Here is an 18687-nt window from a genome sequence, read left to right on the forward strand (position 1 = left end):
ACCACTGTTCATGATCAATACCTCCCCACTGCTGAATTACATTAAAAGTCACAATGACATCAAAGCGATCAACCAATGGCGTAGCGATGTAGAAAATCAGCTTCAGGAATGTTTTGAAAATGGACAGTCTATCCGTGACATCATTCAGGCCCGTTCCAACCTGATTGATGAGGCTCTGCAATTCCTGTGGAATCATGCTGAACTGGATCAAACCGATTTGGCACTTTTCGCAGTCGGCGGTTATGGCCGCCGCGAAATGCTGCCATATTCAGACGTCGATATCATGATCCTTTCTGAAGATGATTTCACTCCAGAGCAGGAAAAGCTGATCTCCAGTTTTATTTCTTCTCTTTGGGATGTGGGCAATTTCAAACCGGGCATCAGTGTCCGTACCATCAATGAATGTGTCAATCAGGCCAGCAGTGACCTTACGGTAGCGACTTCCCTAATTGAAGCACGTCTTATTATTGGTAATGAAAATTTAACCAAGTGGCCACGCCGGATCGTGTCACAAACCTGGACCGATAAAACCTTTTTTGATGCGAAAATGGATGAGCAGCACAAACGCTATGCTCAACACAATAATACTGAAAGCAATCTGGAACCGGATATTAAAAATGCACCAGGCGGTATCCGCGATATCAACCAGATTGGCTGGATTGCCAAACGTCATTTCCGTGTCAACCGTATTTATGACCTGGTGCATCTGGGCTTTATTTCAGAATTTGAACTTGCTGTACTCGAAGAAGCAGAAAGCTTCCTCTGGGAAATTCGTCATCATTTACACCGCCTGACCAAGCGCGATGAAAACCGCCTGCTATTCGATTATCAACGAGATATTGCGGCGATGTTTGGCTATACCCGTGAAGAAGGTCAGTCACCGAACTATCCAATCGAACAGTTTATGAAGCGCTATTACCGTAGCGCGCAGCAGGTTTCAACTTTGAATGAAATGCTGCTGGCTTATTTCAATGAATCAGTCATTACCCCACGTTTACCTCAATATGAACGCCAGATTGAAGAAATTAATGAAAATTTCAAACTGGTCGATGGCAAGTTAGCAGTTCAACATCACAAGATTTTCTCAGAAAAGCCAAGCGCCATTCTGGAAATTTTCTATTTGCTGGCTAATCGTCCTGAAATTGAAGGCATACGTGCCCGTACTTTACGTCTGCTTACTTTGGCAGCTAAACGTATTGATCAGGGTTTCCGTGATAATCCGGTACACCAAGCCCTGTTTATGGCCATCATTCGTTCACCGCATCGCCTGTACGAAACGCTAGTTGCGATGAAACGTTATGGTGTTCTGGGCAAATATATTCCAGCTTTCGGACAGATTACCGGCCTGATGCAATATGACCTGTTCCATATCTATACCGTAGATGCACATACCCTGCTCTTGATCCGCAATCTGAACCGCTTCAAAGAACCCGAATTTGCCAAAGAATTCCCAGTGGTCAGCTCCGTGTTCCAGCGCCTAGCACGTCGTGACATTGTTTATCTAGCGGCTATTTTCCATGATATTGCCAAAGGTCGTGGTGGCGATCATAGTGAGCTTGGTGCAGCCGATGCGATTCAGTTCTGCCGTACCCATGGCTTTACCGAACGTGAATGCAATCTGGTTGCTTGGCTGATTGAAAACCATTTGTCCATGTCGGTGACTTCACAGAAAAAAGACATTTCCGATCCGGATGTAGTCAAAGAATTTGCTGAAAAAATGGGCGATATGGAGCATCTGGATTATCTGTACACGCTGACAGTGGCAGATATCAACGCGACCAATCCAAAACTCTGGAATACATGGCGTTCATCTTTAATGCGTCAGCTTTATACACATGCGCGTGATGTGATCCGTTCAGGTCTCGGCCGTCCGGTTGATTATCAAATGCTGATTGAAGATACCAAATTCGAAGCTAGTGAACGTCTGGTAGAACATTTCTCACTCTATGACGTTGAAAAAGTCTGGCAGGAACTGGGTGACGACTACTTCCTGAAAGAATCTGCCGATGAAATCGCTTGGCATACCCGTGCCATTCTGGAACATGGCGATAATCCTGCACCATTGGTATTAATGCGTGCGCATCGTAAATATGCGCAGGATGCCGTGCAGATCTTCATCTATACCCAAGACAAGCCAAATCTGTTCGCTACCACGGTTGCTGTTCTGGATCGCATGAATCTGGACGTTCAGGATGCCCGGATTATTACCGCGACCAAAGCCTTTAGTCTGGATACCTATGTCGTACTTGACCGTTTTGGCACGCTGCTGACTGACCCAGAACGTGAAGCGACTGTGATTGAAGCCTTACAGGATGCCTTAAGTCATTCTGATGAATATCCAGGTCTGATGCAGCGCCGCATTCCGCGTCAGTTACGTCATTTTGATATTGAAAATACTGTCGATATCACTCTCAATGAGGCTTTAAATCAGAATATGGTGGAAATTGCGACACTTGACCATCCTGGTTTACTTGCGAAAATTGGCGGTTTATTTATGATGCAGGGTCTGGATATTCACTCTGCTAAAATTGCCACGCTTGGCGAACGTGCTGAAGATATTTTCTTTGTCACCAAAAAAGATGGCAGCCCAATGACCCAAACAGAGTCCGACAATTTTGCAGCGGCATTAAAAGCTGCTCTGGATGAAGCCTCACATCAGGTCAATGCTCAACACTAACACACTGCTCGGTAACACATTCATGAACTCTAGCTTGTTTTTATTGCACCCATATCCGTTTGAAAAGTTAAATAAACTTTTTGCGGATATCCAGCCTGCGAATATGCCATTGATTCCCCTTTCAATTGGTGAACCAAAGCATCCAGCACCCGAGTTCGTGAAACAGGCGATTATCGATAATTTCCAGCATCTATCGACTTATCCGAACAGCAAAGGCTTACCTGAATTACGAGAAAGCATTGCCAACTGGCTGACTCGTCGTTTTAAACTGAATAGCATCAGTGCAGACAGCAATGTATTACCGGTTTCCGGTACCCGTGAAGCGATCTTCTCTTTTGTTCAGGCGCTGATTAATCGTGAAGATGCGCCTTATGTGGTGATGCCAAACCCTTTCTACCAGATTTATGAAGGTGCTACCCTGCTTGCAGGTGCAAAACCTTATTTCATTAACTGTACTGAAGAAAATGATTACTTAGGCGACTTTGATGCAGTTCCGGCTGAAGTCTGGGAAAAAACTGCCCTGTTATTTGTGTGTACACCGGGCAACCCAACAGGTGCTGTTCTTTCTAAAGAGCAGTTTAAAAAGCTGATTGCACTGTCAGACAAATATGATTTTGTCATTGCTTCTGATGAATGCTATTCAGAACTCTGGTTTGATGAAGCACCGACAGGTTTACTGGAAGTGTGTGCCGAGATTGGCCGAGATGACTATAAAAACTGTGTCGTTTTCCATTCTCTATCTAAACGCTCCAACCTGCCAGGCATGCGTTCAGGCTTTGTTGCAGGTGATGCCACTTTACTCAAACCTTATCTGCAATACCGTACTTATCACGGTGCAGCGATGCCGGTGCAACACCAGTTAGCATCAATTACCGCTTGGAATGATGAAGCCCATGTGGAAGAAAACCGGGTACAGTATCGTGCCAAGTTCGATCTGTTCCAGAAAGAATTGGGGCACTTGCTTCCGCTGAAAAAACCGGATGCGGGTTTCTACTATTGGCTCAAAGTGGACAATGATGAAGCTTTTGCCAAAATGTTGATGGAAAAAGCGCATATCAAAGTATTACCAGGCCGTTACCTGTCTCGTGAAACTACACAAGGCAACCCGGGTGAAAATCATGTGCGTCTGGCATTGGTGGCTGATCTGGCACAATGTGAGCAGGTAATTCAGCGTTTAAAAGCGATTCTTTAATCTTCTAAGACCTAAACACAAATAAAAAAAACCCACTTTCCAGAAGTGGGTTTTTTTATGGATATTGACTACAAATTATTTTTTATTTAACTTATTTTCTATTCATTAGAAATTAGACATTTCAAATAAACTTATAAAACCTTTTCAATTTCTGTTTCGAGATCTTCAGGTTTGGTGGTAGGTGCAAAACGGTTTAATACCTTGCCATCACGACCAATCAGGAATTTGGTAAAATTCCACTTAATACCATTTCCTAGAATTCCTTTAGAATTATTGGTCAAGTAACGGAAGATCGCATGCGCTTCTGGACCTTTAACATCTACCTTGGAAAACATTGGGAAAGAAACCCCATAATTTTTCTGGCAAAATTCACCGATCTGTTCATTTGAACCTGGATCCTGTCCACCAAACTGGTTGCATGGAAAACCTAAAACTTCCAGTCCCTGCTCTTTATATTTCTGGTAAAGCTTTTCCAGACCTGCAAATTGTGGAGTGAAACCACATTTGCTTGCGGTATTTACGATTAAAAGTACTTTTCCTTCATAATCTGCAAGTCGTTTGTTTTTCCCATCTAACAACTCAGCTTCAAACTGATAAATGCTGGTCATGGATAAGTTTCCTCGTCAGTTTTTTCTTGTGTTTGTAATTCTAAAGAGGCTGAGTTTACACAATAACGTAAGCCAGTCGGTTCCGGACCATCCGGGAAAACATGTCCCAAATGTGCATCACAATGATGACAAACAATTTCTGTTCTCACCATACCATGTGAAGTATCAGGTAATTCTTCTACAACTGAGCTGCTCACAGGACGATAGAAGCTTGGCCAACCGCAACCGCTGTCATATTTAGTGGTTGAAGAAAATAGTGGTGTACCACAGCAACGGCAGACATAAGTCCCTTCCTGTTTTGTATTCCAGTACTTACCTGTGAATGCCGGTTCAGTTCCTTTTTCACGCGTAATGCGAAACTCTTCTGGTGATAACTCTCTTTGCCATTCCCGGTCTGTTTTATTGAGTTTTCCCATCACTAACTCCTTTAAATCTTTGACATTCAATGTCATGCTTCAGTACTTCCATATTTACGCTAGAGATGAAAAAATTTCTAGCGAAATTTCAGCATAGATTGTGATATTTGCGTAATCTATAGGTTTAACTTAAAAATTAATTGGATGGAATTATGTCCGGTATTGGTAACACCCCCCCTCGCGAGATCAAGAAATCGTCTAAGCTTGAGCATGTTTGCTACGACATTCGCGGACCAGTGTTACGAGCGGCCAACGAGATGGAAGAAGCCGGACATAAAATTATCAAACTGAATATCGGAAATCCCGCCCCATTCGGCTTTGAAGCCCCGCAAGAAATCATTAATGATGTTGCACTGAACCTGCCAAATGCGATTGGCTATACAGATTCCAAAGGAATTTTCCCGGCACGTAAAGCGATCTGTCAGTATTACCAGCAAAAAGGCATTCTGGATATGCACGTGAACGACGTGTATGTCGGCAATGGCGTATCTGAGCTGATCGTGATGGCGATGCAAGGCCTGCTGGATGACGGCGATGAAATGCTGATTCCAATGCCGGATTATCCATTATGGACTGCGGCAGTGAACCTGTCTGGCGGTACTGCGATTCACTATAAATGTGATGAAGAAGATCACTGGTATCCAGATATTGCGGATATGGAAAGCAAAATCACGCCAAATACCCGCGGAATCGTGATTATCAACCCGAATAACCCGACTGGTTCGGTTTATCCGCGTCATGTATTACAGCAAATCGTGGATCTGGCGAAGAAATATGATCTGATCCTGTTTGCAGACGAAATCTATGACAAGATCGTTTACGATGGTATTGAACATGTTTCAGTAGCTTCGCTTGCAGGCAAGCAATTATGTGTATCGTTCAACGGTTTATCTAAGGCCTATCGTATTGCTGGCTATCGCTCAGGCTGGATGGCGATTACTGGTGATAAATCACGTGCAATGGACTACATTGAAGGCCTGGATATGCTGGCTTCAATGCGTCTTTGCGCGAATCATCAAGCACAATATGCAATTCAGACTGCACTCGGTGGCTATCAGTCTATTAATGACTTGATCCGCCCAGGTGGCCGTCTATATGAACAGCGTAATATTGCCTGGGAAATGCTAAACGAGATTCCGGGGGTATCTTGTGTGAAACCGGAAGGTGCGATGTACTGTTTCCCTCGTCTTGATCCAGAAATCTATCCGGTTGAGGATGACGAAAAACTGATGCTTGATCTGTTACGTGCCGAGAAAGTTCTATTGGTTCAAGGTACTGGTTTCAACTGGCCAACACCGGATCATTTCCGTGTGGTATTCCTGCCAGCAGAAAATGAACTGCGTGAAGCGATTACCCGTTTAGGCCGTTTCCTGGCAAAAATGCGTTAATTTATAAAAGTTAACTCAAAAAACCGCATTTATGAATGCGGTTTTTTATTGTTTAAAAATTTCCGCGACAAGCTTTATAGATATTTAAAAAGAGGTATGCTGTTAATCTAGAGTTTCTTTTCTCAATAAAATCTATTCAGCCTTTTCTCCTTTAGCTTGATGATTCATGCTATTTTTTGAACAAATATAAAACTTCAAGAGTATATGGATGTCCTCAAATACGGTCAAGCTTAGTCTTTTTCTCTGCCTGAGCATGTGCTTAGGCATCGGCATTCTGCGTTTTTCCTATACTGCCCTGTTACCTGGTACACGTGAAGCCTTTGTCTGGAGCGCGAGTTTTGCCAGCCTTTTGGGTAGTGCCAATCTACTGGGTTATTTAATGGGTGCTTTTGCAGCGATGCGCTTGCCTCAAGATCGAAGCATGAGTACCTATATCCAGCTTGCTGCAATAGCTGGAATGGTTAGCTTATTCTGTTGCGCTTTTTCAGGGTTTTCTGAAATCTGGTATATCAGCTGGCGCGTGATCTCCGGTATCAGTGGTGGTCTGCTCATGATTTTGTCACCAAGTGTCGTGGCTCAGTGCTGCGATTTAAAAGACCGTTTTAAGATCAATTTTATTGGTTTTAGCGGAATTGGATTGGGGGTTTTACTAGCTACACTGTTTTTACCTTATCTTGACCAGATTTCCATACGTACGGCCTGGCTGATCTTATGTGGGTTTGCCCTGATGATTTGTATCTGCTTAAGCCTACTGATACAACAATTTAAACCCTATCTAGCTAAACAATCTGTTTCTCATGCTGCTCAAGTACCTTTAAATACAGTCTTTTATAGTTTACTGGCGGTTTATGCCTGTAGTGCATTTGCCTATATTCCGCATTCCCTGTTCTGGATTGACTATCTCAGCCATGAACTAGGATTAAGCTTATTCTGGATTAACTTTAACTGGATTCTATATGGTTTGGGCAGTGCCTTAGGTGCTTTTTCTGCCTATATTCTGGCAAGAAAATTTGGCAATTTTACCGCCTTAAAGATTCTTTATAGTGTGTATATTCTGGCGATTTTCATCGCGACTTTAAATGCTAACCCGTTCCTCACTTTCAGTTCTTCTTTTTTTACCGGAATGTTGAATCCCGCTGTGGTTTTCCTCACCTCTTATACCATTTTGCAACTGTATGGACTGGCCTATAAAAAGCTCTGGAGTATTGCGACTCTATGTTTTGCCTCTGTTCAGCTGATTAGTGGATTAAGTTTTAGCGCCCTGCAATATCTTGGATTGAACTATCATCAACAGTTTATGCTGGCTGCTTTAGTTTTATTAGGGGGAACATTACAACTGTTCTGGAATACACGTTCTTCCAAATATAAGATGGATGAGCAACCGCAACCGGTTTCTGTTCAAGAAGAAAGAATTAAATAAAGATTAAAATCAGTCAATGCCCCAAATCCCAAGGAATAGGACCACGTCATTAAACGTGGTTTTATTCCATTTAATCTTTTTTCAAATCTTTAAGCGGATTACCAAACTGTTTTAGATATTCAACGCCCAATTGCCGTGAACCCTGATCATTAAGATGATTATCATCTTTAAAACGATACAAAGGCACATCATTCAACATCGTTTTACATGCCTGCTGATCACAGATGACTTTGGTTGGATCAATAATTTTTAATTGTGGATATTTCAGTTTTGCTTCTGCCAGAATCTGATTGAATTGCTTTAAATGTGCTTCATAACTTTTTCGAGAAACTGTACATGAAGCGTCTCGATGAAGAATCTCTTTACGAATATTACAATCAGATGGAATCCCTTCCCAGTCTAGATGTGGTACATCATTAATTAGCACCACCTGATCACTAGATTGATGGGCAATTTCTAAGGCTTTCATCAAGCCTGCTCTAAATATCTCTTCCTCAGTATGATGGACACTATCTTTAAGTTTTATATTATCGTCAAAATACTGCGCATAAGAACCCGCCAGAATAATCATTGGATAATGGGTTTCTTTAAGATGCGCAGTAATAGCATCATTACGTTTTTGGAATTTGGTCAATTCTTTCCATTGATTCAACTTTAATTCAAATCGCTGTACATCTGGCAGATAAAAGGTTGAGCTTTGCGTAACGTCATAACCGCGTAAATCAGCATCCTTTGCCCATTCATCCAGCATTGCTGTGTAGGCATTGGCATGCGAATCGCCAATCAACAGGAAATCAATATCTTCTTTAGATTGTCCTAAGACACAATCCTGAGCATTGGGTAAAACATATTGGATCCGCAGTATCCATGCAGTTACTACGAATCACATGTGCATACGTGTGTAATGCTTCCTGTTTGTCATGCACCGATTTTGGAAAACGCTCCGGGAAACCTTCATGTGTTTTGATGGTTTGGGCGATCGCAATAAAACTGACTGCAGGTAACATAAATCCAAGAATAATCACTTTATAATTTGCAGCCATCACAAAGCGTTTCAGTGGTGTTTCAGTCAGTTTATAAGTCAGAAATGCACATATAAGTGATAGAAAAACAATAATAATCTGATTTTCCAGATTCAAGGGCAGCATATAAATGCCAAAGAACACGATGATTGGCCAGTGCCATAGATACAGAGGATATGAAATCTTGCCAATCCAGGTACTAAGACGATTACTCAGTAATAAATTACTTGAAGATATAGATTGTCCCAGATAAATAATGAGTGCCGTTGCAAGACACGGGATCAATGCCATCAGTCCTGGGAATGGGGTTTGCTGATCAAAATAAATTGCAGTTGCAAATAGAACACTTACTCCAGCCCAGACCAATCCCTGTAATAGTTTTTTTGGCAGATTCAGTTTTGGCAAGCAGCTAATCAATGCGCCAATCAATAACTCAAACGCTCGTACCGGCATGCTATAGTAAACTTTGGCTGGATTATGAGTCAGTTGCTGCTGGGCGTATATAACTAAAGCGACAATAAATACACTAATAACAAGCCAAAGATATTTACGTGAGGTTCTACTCAAGAATAGCCATAGCAAGAGCGGCCAGAAAATATAAAACTGCTCTTCTACGCCCAATGACCATAAATGCAACAAAGGCACATTTTCTACATTCGGACTGAAATAATCTCCCACCTCATTTCGCATATACAGATTGGCAATGAGCACAGTGGCATACATGACGCTTTTAAAATATTCCGTCAGCTCACCCGGCAACATCACCTGCCAAGCAATCAGGCTGACAATTGCCAGTACAGTAAAATATGCAGGTGCCAGACGGATCACCCGTTTCTTATAAAACCGTGCAATTGAAAATTGCTGCAACTCAATATCGCGCTTCAAAATGGTCGTAATGAGATAACCGGAAATGACAAAGAAAATATCAACACCAATATAGCCGCCAGAAAATAGTGACCAGCCGAGGTGATTGAAAATGACCAATGATACTGCAATCGCTCTCAGGCCATCGATATCTGGTCGATAAGCAAAACTCATAAAAACAGGAAAAACGGGAGATACGCTATTTTATGCTTTTCATTCTTTAGATGGCGATCTTTTACATTTTTTTTACATTCACCTGCGCTTATTCCAATTCTTCTACCTTTAAATAAGGATAAGGATTGGTCGCACCTTCCCCACTGAGATAAATCCCATAATGCAAATGTGGTGGTGTATTTTTCGCATTACCGGTATTGCCGACATAGGCAATGATTTCACCTGCTTCTACCCAGTCTCCTTCCTGAATATGTTCAGCATAATCATCTAGATGAGCATAATAATGTTGGCTTAAATTCGGGCCAGTAATCCAGATAACTTTACCGCCCAAATTATTGGTTCCAATCTTACGGACGATCCCTTGGGTCGCACTGACTACCGGTGTTCCCCGTTTAGCAAAAATATCAGTCCCCTCATGTTTGCGACCTTCACTCCGTGCTTCACCCCAAGTATCCTGAATCTGGCGAGGTTTTACTCCTTGTACAGGAATTTCTACTGGTCTAATCAGCTCAGCTTTTTTTAATTGCCAATAGAGGTAGGGACTTTTCCAGCCCGCTGGTTCACCTGATGGCGGTGGCTGACAGGCAGTAAGTAATATGCTTAAGGAAAATATTAAAAGCAGGATTCTGGGAATTTTCACAATAGCTCGCTTAGCTGTTTAATGAGGAGTTCGTTTTATCTTAAGGAATACACAGAAATTTAAAGTCAAAATCCTGTTATTTTTAGTGATGTTTTTTCCCAATTGTTTTTCGAAAACAGTCTTAAAAATAGCAAAACCCTCAGCTGAGGGTTTTGTTGAATCAGTTTAAATCTTATTTACGCTTTTTCGCACGGGATGGTTTAGAGGGTTGTTGCTGTTGCTGTTGTTGCTCTTCATTCTGAGCACTGTCCTTTTTATCCTTTTGCTGAACCTGCTTATGTTTTGCTCTTGATTTAGCCATAGAATAAACTCCTTTGGAGAACTGTCTCTATCACTGGAAGTTGCATTAATCACTTTAACCTTTATATAAAATAAGCCAATCGCGGAGCTGTATCCAAATACGTCAATGTAAAAGCATCTTTAGTTAAGTCATTCAATTCAGATTAGATCTTTATTCGAGGTATTTACATCGCTTACATAGCGTTGCATGTTGATACCTGTTTTAACCCTGAATATAAATATGGTTTTCTGAATGAAACCCTTCAAATATTTAACAATAAATGTGCGTCTAACGTGATGATTCAAATTTAGCATTGATGTATCAACGTTCACAAAGTTTCCAGTTCAGAATCGAACCAACACAGTAATAGTATATTTAGTATGAGAGGCTATAAAACGTAGGCCACAGTTTTCGCAGTAAAGGAATAACTGGATGATCAGGTAGATTGAATATTAGATCTGTATTCAGAGTCATCTTGCCACTATTTTCAGGTTTAACAATTTATTAATAGACCTCTTGCGAAAGTATCGTTTTACCTAATTTTTGAATTGGCTAAAACCTTATAAAATGTAGCTTTGGGCTGTTTAAATTTTGACTAACGCAAGAAGTCTAATTTATATCTTTCTAATTATAAATTTAATATTTTCAATTTCTAAAACATTTCTTTAATTAATTCTACAAAATAATTCATAAGATAATTGTTCTTACATAAGGTGAAAGGGTTTTCACGCTAAGCCCGAATATCTTACATAAGCAGACACCGCTCATACATGTGCAGAGAGTTTTATCCCCTATACTGAAATCAAGTTTTAGAAAATTAGAGGATTTTGTATGAAACAGTTTTAGAGGTGGATCAGGAAATTTGAACAACACTTATAAGTGATATTTTGCTCCCCAAATGATGTTATAAACATCAATATATGGAGTATTTTATGGCACGTAGACCAAGAAGAAATCATTCAAATGATTTTAAAGCTAAGGTAGCACTTGCTGCGATTAAAGCAGAAAAAACACTTGCTGAATTGAGTGCTGAATTTGATGTTCATCAAAACCAAATTATCGACTGGAAAAATCAACTGATTTCAGCTTCCTCGCAAGCTTTCGATCAATCAAAAGCTCCAACAGAACCACCCATCGATCTAAAAAAACTACATGCAAAAATCGGTGAGCAGGCATTAGAAATTGATTTTTTAGAAGGTGTGTTGAAGAAACTGGGCCGCTTCAACCACAAAAGTTAATCGATGACTCACTTCAGATTTCAGTATCTAAGCAAGCTCAGCTGCTGAAAGTCTCCCGTGGTTGTTATTACTATCGCCCAAAACCTGTGAGTGCATCAGATCTGAAGCTGATGCGGTGTATGGATGAGTTACATATGCAATACCCTTTTGCAGGTAGCCGTATGATGCGTGATTTGTTGAATCGTCAAGGACATCATATAGGACGACGTCATACACGTACTTTAATGAAGAAAATGGGCATTAATGCGTTATATTGCAAACCAAATTTAAGCCAGGCTAATCAAGCTCACCGCAAATATCCATATCTGCTCAAAGGATTGGCTATTCAGCGCAGTAATCAAGTGTGGTCTACGGATATAACGTATATCCCTATGGCAAAAGGCTTTGTTTATTTATGTGCTGTGATTGATTGGCATAGCCGCAAGGTACTTGCGCATAGAGTATCGATTAGTATGGAGGTTACATTTTGCATAGAAACATTAAATGAAGCTATTGAAAAATATGGTCGACCTGAAATATTTAATACAGACCAAGGCAGTCAGTTTACCAGTGATGCATTTATTGATGTATTGAAATCAAATGGCATTCAAATCAGTATGGATGGTAAAGGTCGATGGGTTGATAATGTGATGGTTGAACGATTATGGCGGAGCGTTAAATATGAAGAGGTGTATCTCAAAGCCTACAGCAATGTTTTGGATGCGAAGAAGCAATTAAACGCATATTTTGAATTTTATAATTTGAAACGACCTCATTCGAGTCTGGACAAAATGACTCCAGATGAGTTTTACTATGACCAGCTACCACAACAAAATAAGGTAGCTTAACTAGAGCAGAGTATCACTTATAAATAAGCTTTTAGTTGTTCAAACATGTGGGACCACCTCTCTTCGAAAATTCTAATACTCATTACGATGGGCTTTTATGGTACTTCTACTATTGCAGCAGATGCTATTCCTTTGGAAGCTAAAGCTGCCGCAGAAGCACAAAAAGCTGCGCTAGAATATTCTGAAAATCAGAAGAATGATTCAGACTCAGACTGAAAACAAAATAAAGCCCACGAAGGGCTTTATTTACATACGGGAATCATTAGGAAAAGTTATTTTAATAACTCAATGATTGTCCTACTCCATAAACCATCAAGGTAATAAGGAATACGACCAATGCGGAGACAGCTAATTCTGCTTTAGTCATGTGTTTTTCCCTCATGGAGAGCTGTATATTATTTATACACTACATAAGCATAAAACCAAATAACAAAATATTACATAATCTTGAATATTTAAACTAAAGTAAAACACAATATAAGAGAGTAAAACTATAAATTAAACCTTAATTATCAATAAATATATTCTTAATTTTCATTTACTTAATGGATTTTATTTAAAAAATTAATAGATTATTTCTTTGAAATCATAAAATAATCTTTGTTTATAAAAAAATTTTCTATGTAATATATTGCCATTCCAAAATTTAAGCTTTTGAACTTAATGTCTTTTTAAGTTATTTCATAGCTTCTAATTTTACTATTTCATAATTTATTTTCCTTATTTGATATCAAATTAAAACTAAACAACTAATAAGTATTTTTAATTAATCAACAACTGCTATTTTATTTTCAATAAAATTCTCTTTTATCGTAAAGATATTTTTTATTATTTTTAAAATCTCAATATAAATTTAAAGATCCTAAATAGAAGGATCTTTAAATTTTAAATTACTACATAGATTTGAGTACTTCTAACTCGAAATCAAGCTCCATCATCTTTTCCAGATTTGGTACAATCGCATTCACCCAAGTGCCACTATTCCAGACTTTCAGAATTCCATTTTCTTCCTTATAGAATGCACAGTCCTGAGCTGATATATGATGAATAACCTGGGTTCCTTCTGGTATATTTCTCATACAAACCTCCACACATTTGGTTTATTTTTAATTTAGCAGAAGATTTGAATTTTTCGTTTACATTGCTTTATAGAGTTGTATTAATTGACTATTTAATAGATTAATAGACCTCTTGCGAAAGTATCGTTTTACCTAATTTTTGAATTGGCTAAAACCTTATAAAATGTAGCTTTGGGCTGTTTAAATTTTGACTAACGCAAGAAGTCTAATCATGTAACTTTCATTTTGATATAAATTTTCTTACTTATCTTAGGCTTTGTTGCACAAACCTATCTGTAAAGGCTTTTTCAGCGATATAATTTTCAAATGAAGAAGCCTACACACAAAATCTACCGCACAACCAATTGGCCCGCATATAACCGAGCACTCATGAGTCGCGGAAATATTGCCATTTGGTTTGATCCTGCTACGCAATGGTATGCGCCATCAAAAGGCAAACAAGGGCGAAATCAAACCTACTCCGACGCAGCTATCCAATGCTGCTTAATGATTAAATCTCTATTCCGTTTGTCTTTACGTATGGTCACTGGCTTTGTGCAAAGTCTGATTGAACTTTGCGGATTAAATTGGACCGCACCAGATTACAGTACGCTTTGTAGAAGACAAAAGCATATTGATATTGCAATCAGCTACCAAAAAAGTAGCGATGGGCTGCATCTACTCGTAGACTCTACAGGCATGAAGTTTCTAGGTGAGGGCGAATGGAAACGCAAGAAACATGGAGCTGAATATCGTCGCCAATGGCGTAAACTACATATTGGTATAGATGCCAAAACCCTACAAATACGCGCTATTCAACTCACAACCAATAATGTCAGTGATTCACAGGTGCTTGGTGATTTACTTAATCAGATTCCACAAGATGAGCAGATTGACTCTGTTTATACCGATGGAGCTTATGACACCAAGCAATGCCGTCAGGTCATTGCAGATCGGCAAGCACATGCGGTGATTCCACCTAGAAAAAATGCGAAACCATGGAAAGATACAAAGAGTAGCTCGCTAGAGCGAAATGAATTACTTCGAACAGTTAAACGTTTAGGCAGGACATTATGGAAAAAATGGTCAGGCTATCATCGCCGCAGTTTGGTGGAAACCAAGATGCATTGCATCAAATTATTAGGCGATAAATTAATGGCAAGAAGCTTTCCTAGTCAGGTGAATGAAATTCATGCACGTGTAGCAGTCCTCAACAGATTTACGGAATTAGGTCGACCACTTACCCAAGTTACGCCTTAAATTTGGCTCAATTAGGGGCGCTTTGCATTTCAAATCTTTGTGCAACAAAGCCCTTATCTTATCTAAAAATATTCAAATGATAAAAATAAAAAATCCCAACAATATATGTTGAGATTTTCTATTTATAATCAAATTAAACTAGCAGTAAATATAAGTAATGCTCAGGCTATAAAATCTCGTAAAATGTGTTGATTAATCACTTCATCAAAACTTAGATTCGAAAGATTTTGCTTGTTATGTTTGATGATTTTATAACAATAACTTGCTGCAATACCCATACTAATTAAAGTCAACAATTTCATTGTTCACCTCAAAATTAAAAATATTAGAAACTGTGAAATTAAAATATCAGCTTGTTTTGTAGTGGTCTAAGTCAATTTGGAAAGCTTTTTGTATGGTATGTAAATTCATCAAAGCCATTTCAGGTCTATAAAAATCATTATCAATTTTTTGCTTTGCCTTGAATTGCCTTATTTTCCCTTAACTAAATCGACAAGTGCAGTCGAAAATGTAGATTATCGATGATTAACATTCTTAAACGGAAGATCATATTTGAATACAAAAAGTACATCATTTTAAAGCGGCATGGTCGCAATCAAACGCAATCAAATTTGATGCAAAACATAAATTCGAGGAAGATAAATCAGAATCTGCTATGATAGCTTCCACTTAGTGGACTCTTTTATGTCTTCCCTTATCTCCTATTTATAAGTAAAGGAGTATTACAATGGGCAACATGACTGCCACATCAGAATTATTTTATATATTTTAGTAGGTTAAAGTGAAAATTGTCATTCTTAACAAGCCTTATGACGTCCTCTCCCAATTTCGTCCAGATGAAAAACATCAGACTATGGCGGATTTCGTAGACGATCCGGATCTGCGTATTGCCGGTCGTCTGGATATGGATTCTGAAGGTTTGATGTTCCTGACCGATCATGGTGGTTTAAACCAATATATTACTAATCCAGCCAGCAAAAAATTCAAAACTTATCTGGTTCAGGTCGATGGTGATATAACCGAAGAAGCTCTAGAACAGCTTCGTAAAGGCGTTGAACTGAATGACGGTATTACGCTGCCAGCCAAAGCAATTAAAGTCACTGAACCGGAATGGTTATGGGAACGCAATCCTCCTGTACGTTTCCGTGTTTCTGTTCCAACTTCATGGGTCGAAATTTCAATCTGTGAAGGTCGTAACCGTCAGGTTCGTCGTATGACTGCAGCAGTCGGCTTTCCTACCTTACGTTTGATCCGCACCAAAATCGGTTCGATTGATCTGGTTCAATTAGGTTTACAGCCAGGTGAAACTAAAGAAATTGAACCCCTACTTTATCCAGACTTTAAAGATGTGCCTGCTCAAGAACCTTACCGCTCGCGCTCTTATGTGAAAAAGCCGGGTGGTACCGGTGGTAAACCGATTAACAAGAAAGTAACGAAAGACGGCACCAAGAAAAAAACCGGTACACCGCGTATCTGGCAAATGGAAGAAGGTGAAAAACCACGTCGCAAGACTAATGGTACTACCCGTCCAAATACTAAGAGTCGTGGCCGTCGTACCCGTTAAGCCACTGCTCAGGTCGGGAAGATCAAACTAAAGACCACACCTTGAGGATGGTTATTCACCTGAACTTCCCCCTGATGCAACTGCATAATCGACTGCACAATCGCCAAGCCCAAACCACCCGTTTGGGCTTTTTGATGCCGGCTGCTTTCAATCTGGTAAAAACGTTCAAACAGATGGGCTAAATACTGCTCGGGGATCTGTACACCTGCTGTCAGCACATCAATCCGACAGCTATTTTCTGTAGTCATCGCCGTGATTCTGATCTCTCCATTTTCCTTTCCATACTGCACTGCGTTGCTGAGTAAATTGGCAAGCGCACGTTGCAGATATTCTGGATGCGCAGCTATATTCAGTTGAGCCGGAATATCCGTATAAATAGATATATTTTTTTCTTCTGCCAGAAGCTAAAAATATGCCAGCAAATCTTCTATGATCTGGCTCAGTTCTAGTGTCTATTTTTCTATCTGATAATGACCATGTTCTACCCGGGCGATAAACAGCATGTTTTCAATCATCTGGGTCAGACGTTCATATTCTTCCAGATGAGAATACAGCAGATTTTCTAATTCATCGCGACTACGTGACTTCGACAAGGCAATCTGGGTTTGCCCCATCAAGTTATTCAGGGGCGTTCGTAATTCATGAGAAATATCTTCAGAAAATCGGACCAGCTGTTCATAGCCTTGCTGTATTCGGTCCAGCATGGCATTTATGGCCTCTGTTAGTTGCTGCACCTCAATAGTTCGGGATGGCAACTCGATGCGTTGATCCAGCTGCTGTACATTAATCTGCTGAGTGGCATAAATTAATTGACGCATGGATCGTAGCAGATAGTGTTCCATCAGCCAGGCTAACAAGGTGGATAAAATAATACCAAGCAGAGTGTAGATCACTAATTTTATCAGGTAATGCTTTAAAACCTGTTGCCCTGCTATGAGTTGCTTACCGGCAATCAGTTGATAAGTCTGTCCATTAAAGTCCACTTGCTTAAATGCCAAACGGGTCGTGGGTTGTTCAATTTTTATTATTTTGATAATTTAGCTTGGTGTGATAATCCAATAGAGGAATAGTAATATTTAAAGGATTAATATCAATTAATGTATTCTGCGCGTTTTTAAGGATCAGTAAGTTGTCTTCCTGTCCAAGCATATTCTCATAAAGCTCTGGATGTTCGATCAGCACCTGAAAGCTTTGCTGATCAGCCAGAAATATTTCAATCCTGGAAATCCGCAAGGCCAAAGCTTCATCCTGCTGTTGTTGCACTATCTGCTGCATATTGTGATAGGACACAATCCACCGATGCTTAGAAAAACGATACAGGAAATGAGGCCAAAAGCGATGCCGAGACGTGTGCCCAAATGCATTTTCATGCTTGCGCATCCAGCTTATAGCCCATACCACGTACCGTATGAATAAGTTTTGGACTGAAATGGTCATCAATTTTAGAACGTAATCGGCGTACAGCAACATCAACGACATTGGTATCGGTATTAAAATTAATATTCCAGACCAGTGAAGCAATTTGTGTCCGGGTTAACACTTCGGACTGGTGTTCCATCAGCAACTGCAAAAGTGCAAACTCTTTTTGGGTAAGCTCAATTTTTTGCTGGTCTCGAAATACTTCCCGGGTTAAACGATTCAGCTCTAAATTGGCCACTTGATACATTTCATGTTGTGTTTTGGGTACACCGCGCAGCAGACTCTTGATACGGGCCAAGAGTTCGATATAAGAGAAAGGCTTGATTAAATAGTCATCTGCACCTAGTTCCAATCCTTTGACCCGGTCAAGCACATGATCTTTGGCCGTCAGCATGAGTACGGGAACTTTAGAGAAAGTACGCAAAGTTTTGAGGACTTGCTAGCCGTCCAGGTCGGGCAGCATCACATCCAGCAATACCAGATCAATCTGTTGCTGTTCCAGCACCGATAAGGCATGCAGGCCATTACCTAGCTGTGTAGTCTGGTAGCCGGATTCATTTAAGCCTGTAGCCAAAAAGCCGGCAATTTTGGTTCCATCTTCTACAATTAAAATATGCATGGGCTGAGTTTAATCAATTTC

16 protein-coding genes and 2 pseudogenes are annotated in these 18687 nt (G+C 40.0%); 8 read left to right on the top strand and 10 right to left on the bottom strand.

Features of this window, described 5'->3' with window-relative positions; genetic code table 11:
• Window positions 1-10: 10 nt before the first annotated feature.
• Both glnD and dapC read left to right on the top strand, forming a co-directional pair.
• Window positions 11-2677 (top strand): [protein-PII] uridylyltransferase, encoded by a 2667-nt coding sequence (glnD, locus tag FOC32_RS13865; protein WP_004784127.1) that lies wholly within the window; start codon window positions 11-13, stop codon window positions 2675-2677.
• A gap of 22 nt (window positions 2678-2699) precedes the next feature.
• Entirely contained in the window at window positions 2700-3869 is a 1170-nt protein-coding gene (gene dapC / locus FOC32_RS13870) for a succinyldiaminopimelate transaminase (RefSeq protein WP_034590142.1), read from the top strand.
• A gap of 131 nt (window positions 3870-4000) precedes the next feature.
• On the opposite strand, the gene FOC32_RS13875 is transcribed toward dapC, so the two are convergent.
• Together FOC32_RS13875 and msrB are read right to left on the bottom strand one after the other, a co-directional pair.
• On the bottom strand, window positions 4001-4477 hold the full coding sequence (locus FOC32_RS13875) for a glutathione peroxidase (RefSeq protein WP_004784130.1): 477 nt from the start codon (window positions 4475-4477) through the stop codon (window positions 4001-4003).
• Window positions 4474-4893 (bottom strand): peptide-methionine (R)-S-oxide reductase MsrB, encoded by a 420-nt coding sequence (msrB, locus tag FOC32_RS13880; RefSeq protein ID WP_004784131.1) that lies wholly within the window; start codon window positions 4891-4893, stop codon window positions 4474-4476. Before msrB ends, FOC32_RS13875 begins: the two co-directional genes overlap by 4 nt.
• Before the next feature lie 152 nt (window positions 4894-5045).
• Here msrB and FOC32_RS13885 point away from each other — a divergent pair, with 152 nt between their 5' ends.
• On the top strand, window positions 5046-6281 hold the full coding sequence (locus FOC32_RS13885; RefSeq protein ID WP_004784132.1) for a pyridoxal phosphate-dependent aminotransferase: 1236 nt from the start codon (window positions 5046-5048) through the stop codon (window positions 6279-6281).
• Between the two features lie 208 nt (window positions 6282-6489).
• Complete coding sequence (locus FOC32_RS13890; protein ID WP_004784133.1) at window positions 6490-7701, top strand: YbfB/YjiJ family MFS transporter; 1212 nt, start codon at window positions 6490-6492, stop codon at window positions 7699-7701.
• 70 nt (window positions 7702-7771) lie between these two features.
• Here the strand turns inward: FOC32_RS13890 and FOC32_RS17070 are convergent, their stop codons facing one another.
• The 4 genes from FOC32_RS17070 to FOC32_RS17130 form a co-directional block, all read right to left on the bottom strand.
• Entirely contained in the window at window positions 7772-8488 is a 717-nt protein-coding gene (locus FOC32_RS17070) for an SGNH hydrolase domain-containing protein (protein ID WP_004784134.1), read from the bottom strand.
• A 19-nt stretch (window positions 8489-8507) separates the two neighbouring features.
• Window positions 8508-9761 carry an acyltransferase family protein gene (locus FOC32_RS17075; protein ID WP_004784135.1) on the bottom strand — a complete coding sequence of 418 codons (1254 nt, stop codon included), beginning with the start codon at window positions 9759-9761 and terminating at the stop codon, window positions 8508-8510.
• An 88-nt stretch (window positions 9762-9849) separates the two neighbouring features.
• The gene (locus FOC32_RS13900) at window positions 9850-10401 is read right to left on the bottom strand and encodes a M23 family metallopeptidase (RefSeq protein WP_004784137.1); all 552 of its coding nucleotides are present in this window, start codon (window positions 10399-10401) and stop codon (window positions 9850-9852) included.
• A 172-nt stretch (window positions 10402-10573) separates the two neighbouring features.
• Window positions 10574-10702 carry a hypothetical protein gene (locus FOC32_RS17130; protein ID WP_004784138.1) on the bottom strand — a complete coding sequence of 43 codons (129 nt, stop codon included), beginning with the start codon at window positions 10700-10702 and terminating at the stop codon, window positions 10574-10576.
• 911 nt (window positions 10703-11613) lie between these two features.
• Here FOC32_RS17130 and FOC32_RS13905 point away from each other — a divergent pair.
• Together FOC32_RS13905 and FOC32_RS13910 are read left to right on the top strand one after the other, a co-directional pair.
• A protein-coding gene (locus FOC32_RS13905) for an IS3 family transposase (protein ID WP_223235881.1) occupies window positions 11614-12746 on the top strand; the annotation gives its coding sequence in 2 pieces (ribosomal slippage) (window positions 11614-11866 and window positions 11866-12746; 1134 coding nt in all).
• A 45-nt stretch (window positions 12747-12791) separates the two neighbouring features.
• Complete coding sequence (locus tag FOC32_RS13910; protein WP_175967786.1) at window positions 12792-12962, top strand: hypothetical protein; 171 nt, start codon at window positions 12792-12794, stop codon at window positions 12960-12962.
• A gap of 677 nt (window positions 12963-13639) precedes the next feature.
• Here FOC32_RS13910 and FOC32_RS13915 read toward each other — a convergent pair.
• On the bottom strand, window positions 13640-13825 hold the full coding sequence (locus FOC32_RS13915; protein ID WP_004784145.1) for a hypothetical protein: 186 nt from the start codon (window positions 13823-13825) through the stop codon (window positions 13640-13642).
• 306 nt (window positions 13826-14131) lie between these two features.
• On the opposite strand from FOC32_RS13915, the gene FOC32_RS13920 reads away from it, so the two are divergent.
• Entirely contained in the window at window positions 14132-15064 is a 933-nt protein-coding gene (locus tag FOC32_RS13920) for an IS5-like element IS17 family transposase (RefSeq protein WP_104425911.1), read from the top strand.
• 161 nt (window positions 15065-15225) lie between these two features.
• On the opposite strand, the gene FOC32_RS17265 is transcribed toward FOC32_RS13920, so the two are convergent.
• On the bottom strand, window positions 15226-15366 hold the full coding sequence (locus tag FOC32_RS17265; RefSeq protein WP_004784147.1) for a hypothetical protein: 141 nt from the start codon (window positions 15364-15366) through the stop codon (window positions 15226-15228).
• A 479-nt stretch (window positions 15367-15845) separates the two neighbouring features.
• On the opposite strand from FOC32_RS17265, the gene FOC32_RS13925 reads away from it, so the two are divergent.
• Window positions 15846-16628 carry an rRNA large subunit pseudouridine synthase E gene (locus FOC32_RS13925; protein WP_004784150.1) on the top strand — a complete coding sequence of 261 codons (783 nt, stop codon included), beginning with the start codon at window positions 15846-15848 and terminating at the stop codon, window positions 16626-16628.
• 8 nt (window positions 16629-16636) lie between these two features.
• On the opposite strand, the pseudogene FOC32_RS13930 reads toward FOC32_RS13925, so the two are convergent.
• Both FOC32_RS13930 and FOC32_RS13935 read right to left on the bottom strand, forming a co-directional pair.
• Window positions 16637-17998: pseudogene (locus FOC32_RS13930) on the bottom strand (heavy metal sensor histidine kinase).
• A pseudogene (locus tag FOC32_RS13935) lies at window positions 17995-18666 on the bottom strand (heavy metal response regulator transcription factor). Before FOC32_RS13935 ends, FOC32_RS13930 begins: the two co-directional pseudogenes overlap by 4 nt.
• Between the last annotated feature and the right edge of the window lie 21 nt (window positions 18667-18687).

The sequence above is a fragment of the Acinetobacter sp. FDAARGOS_724 genome, assembly GCF_013364475.1.
GTDB classification, from domain to species: domain Bacteria; phylum Pseudomonadota; class Gammaproteobacteria; order Pseudomonadales; family Moraxellaceae; genus Acinetobacter; species Acinetobacter variabilis.

Excerpts from the sequence above, each read along its gene's own strand:
- FOC32_RS13915 (WP_004784145.1), bottom strand. The coding sequence starts at position 13,825 with ATGAGAAATATACCAGAAGGAACCCAGGTTATTCATCATATATCAGCT.
- FOC32_RS13920 (WP_104425911.1), top strand. The coding sequence starts at position 14,132 with ATGAAGAAGCCTACACACAAAATCTACCGCACAACCAATTGGCCCGCA.
- FOC32_RS13885 (WP_004784132.1), top strand. The coding sequence starts at position 5,046 with ATGTCCGGTATTGGTAACACCCCCCCTCGCGAGATCAAGAAATCGTCT.
- msrB (WP_004784131.1), bottom strand. The coding sequence starts at position 4,893 with ATGGGAAAACTCAATAAAACAGACCGGGAATGGCAAAGAGAGTTATCA.
- FOC32_RS17130 (WP_004784138.1), bottom strand. The coding sequence starts at position 10,702 with ATGGCTAAATCAAGAGCAAAACATAAGCAGGTTCAGCAAAAGGATAAA.
- FOC32_RS17075 (WP_004784135.1), bottom strand. The coding sequence starts at position 9,761 with ATGAGTTTTGCTTATCGACCAGATATCGATGGCCTGAGAGCGATTGCA.
- dapC (WP_034590142.1), top strand. The coding sequence starts at position 2,700 with ATGAACTCTAGCTTGTTTTTATTGCACCCATATCCGTTTGAAAAGTTA.
- FOC32_RS13910 (WP_175967786.1), top strand. The coding sequence starts at position 12,792 with ATGTGGGACCACCTCTCTTCGAAAATTCTAATACTCATTACGATGGGC.
- FOC32_RS13875 (WP_004784130.1), bottom strand. The coding sequence starts at position 4,477 with ATGACCAGCATTTATCAGTTTGAAGCTGAGTTGTTAGATGGGAAAAAC.
- glnD (WP_004784127.1), top strand. The coding sequence starts at position 11 with ATGATCAATACCTCCCCACTGCTGAATTACATTAAAAGTCACAATGAC.
- FOC32_RS13890 (WP_004784133.1), top strand. The coding sequence starts at position 6,490 with ATGTCCTCAAATACGGTCAAGCTTAGTCTTTTTCTCTGCCTGAGCATG.
- FOC32_RS17265 (WP_004784147.1), bottom strand. The coding sequence starts at position 15,366 with ATGAAATTGTTGACTTTAATTAGTATGGGTATTGCAGCAAGTTATTGT.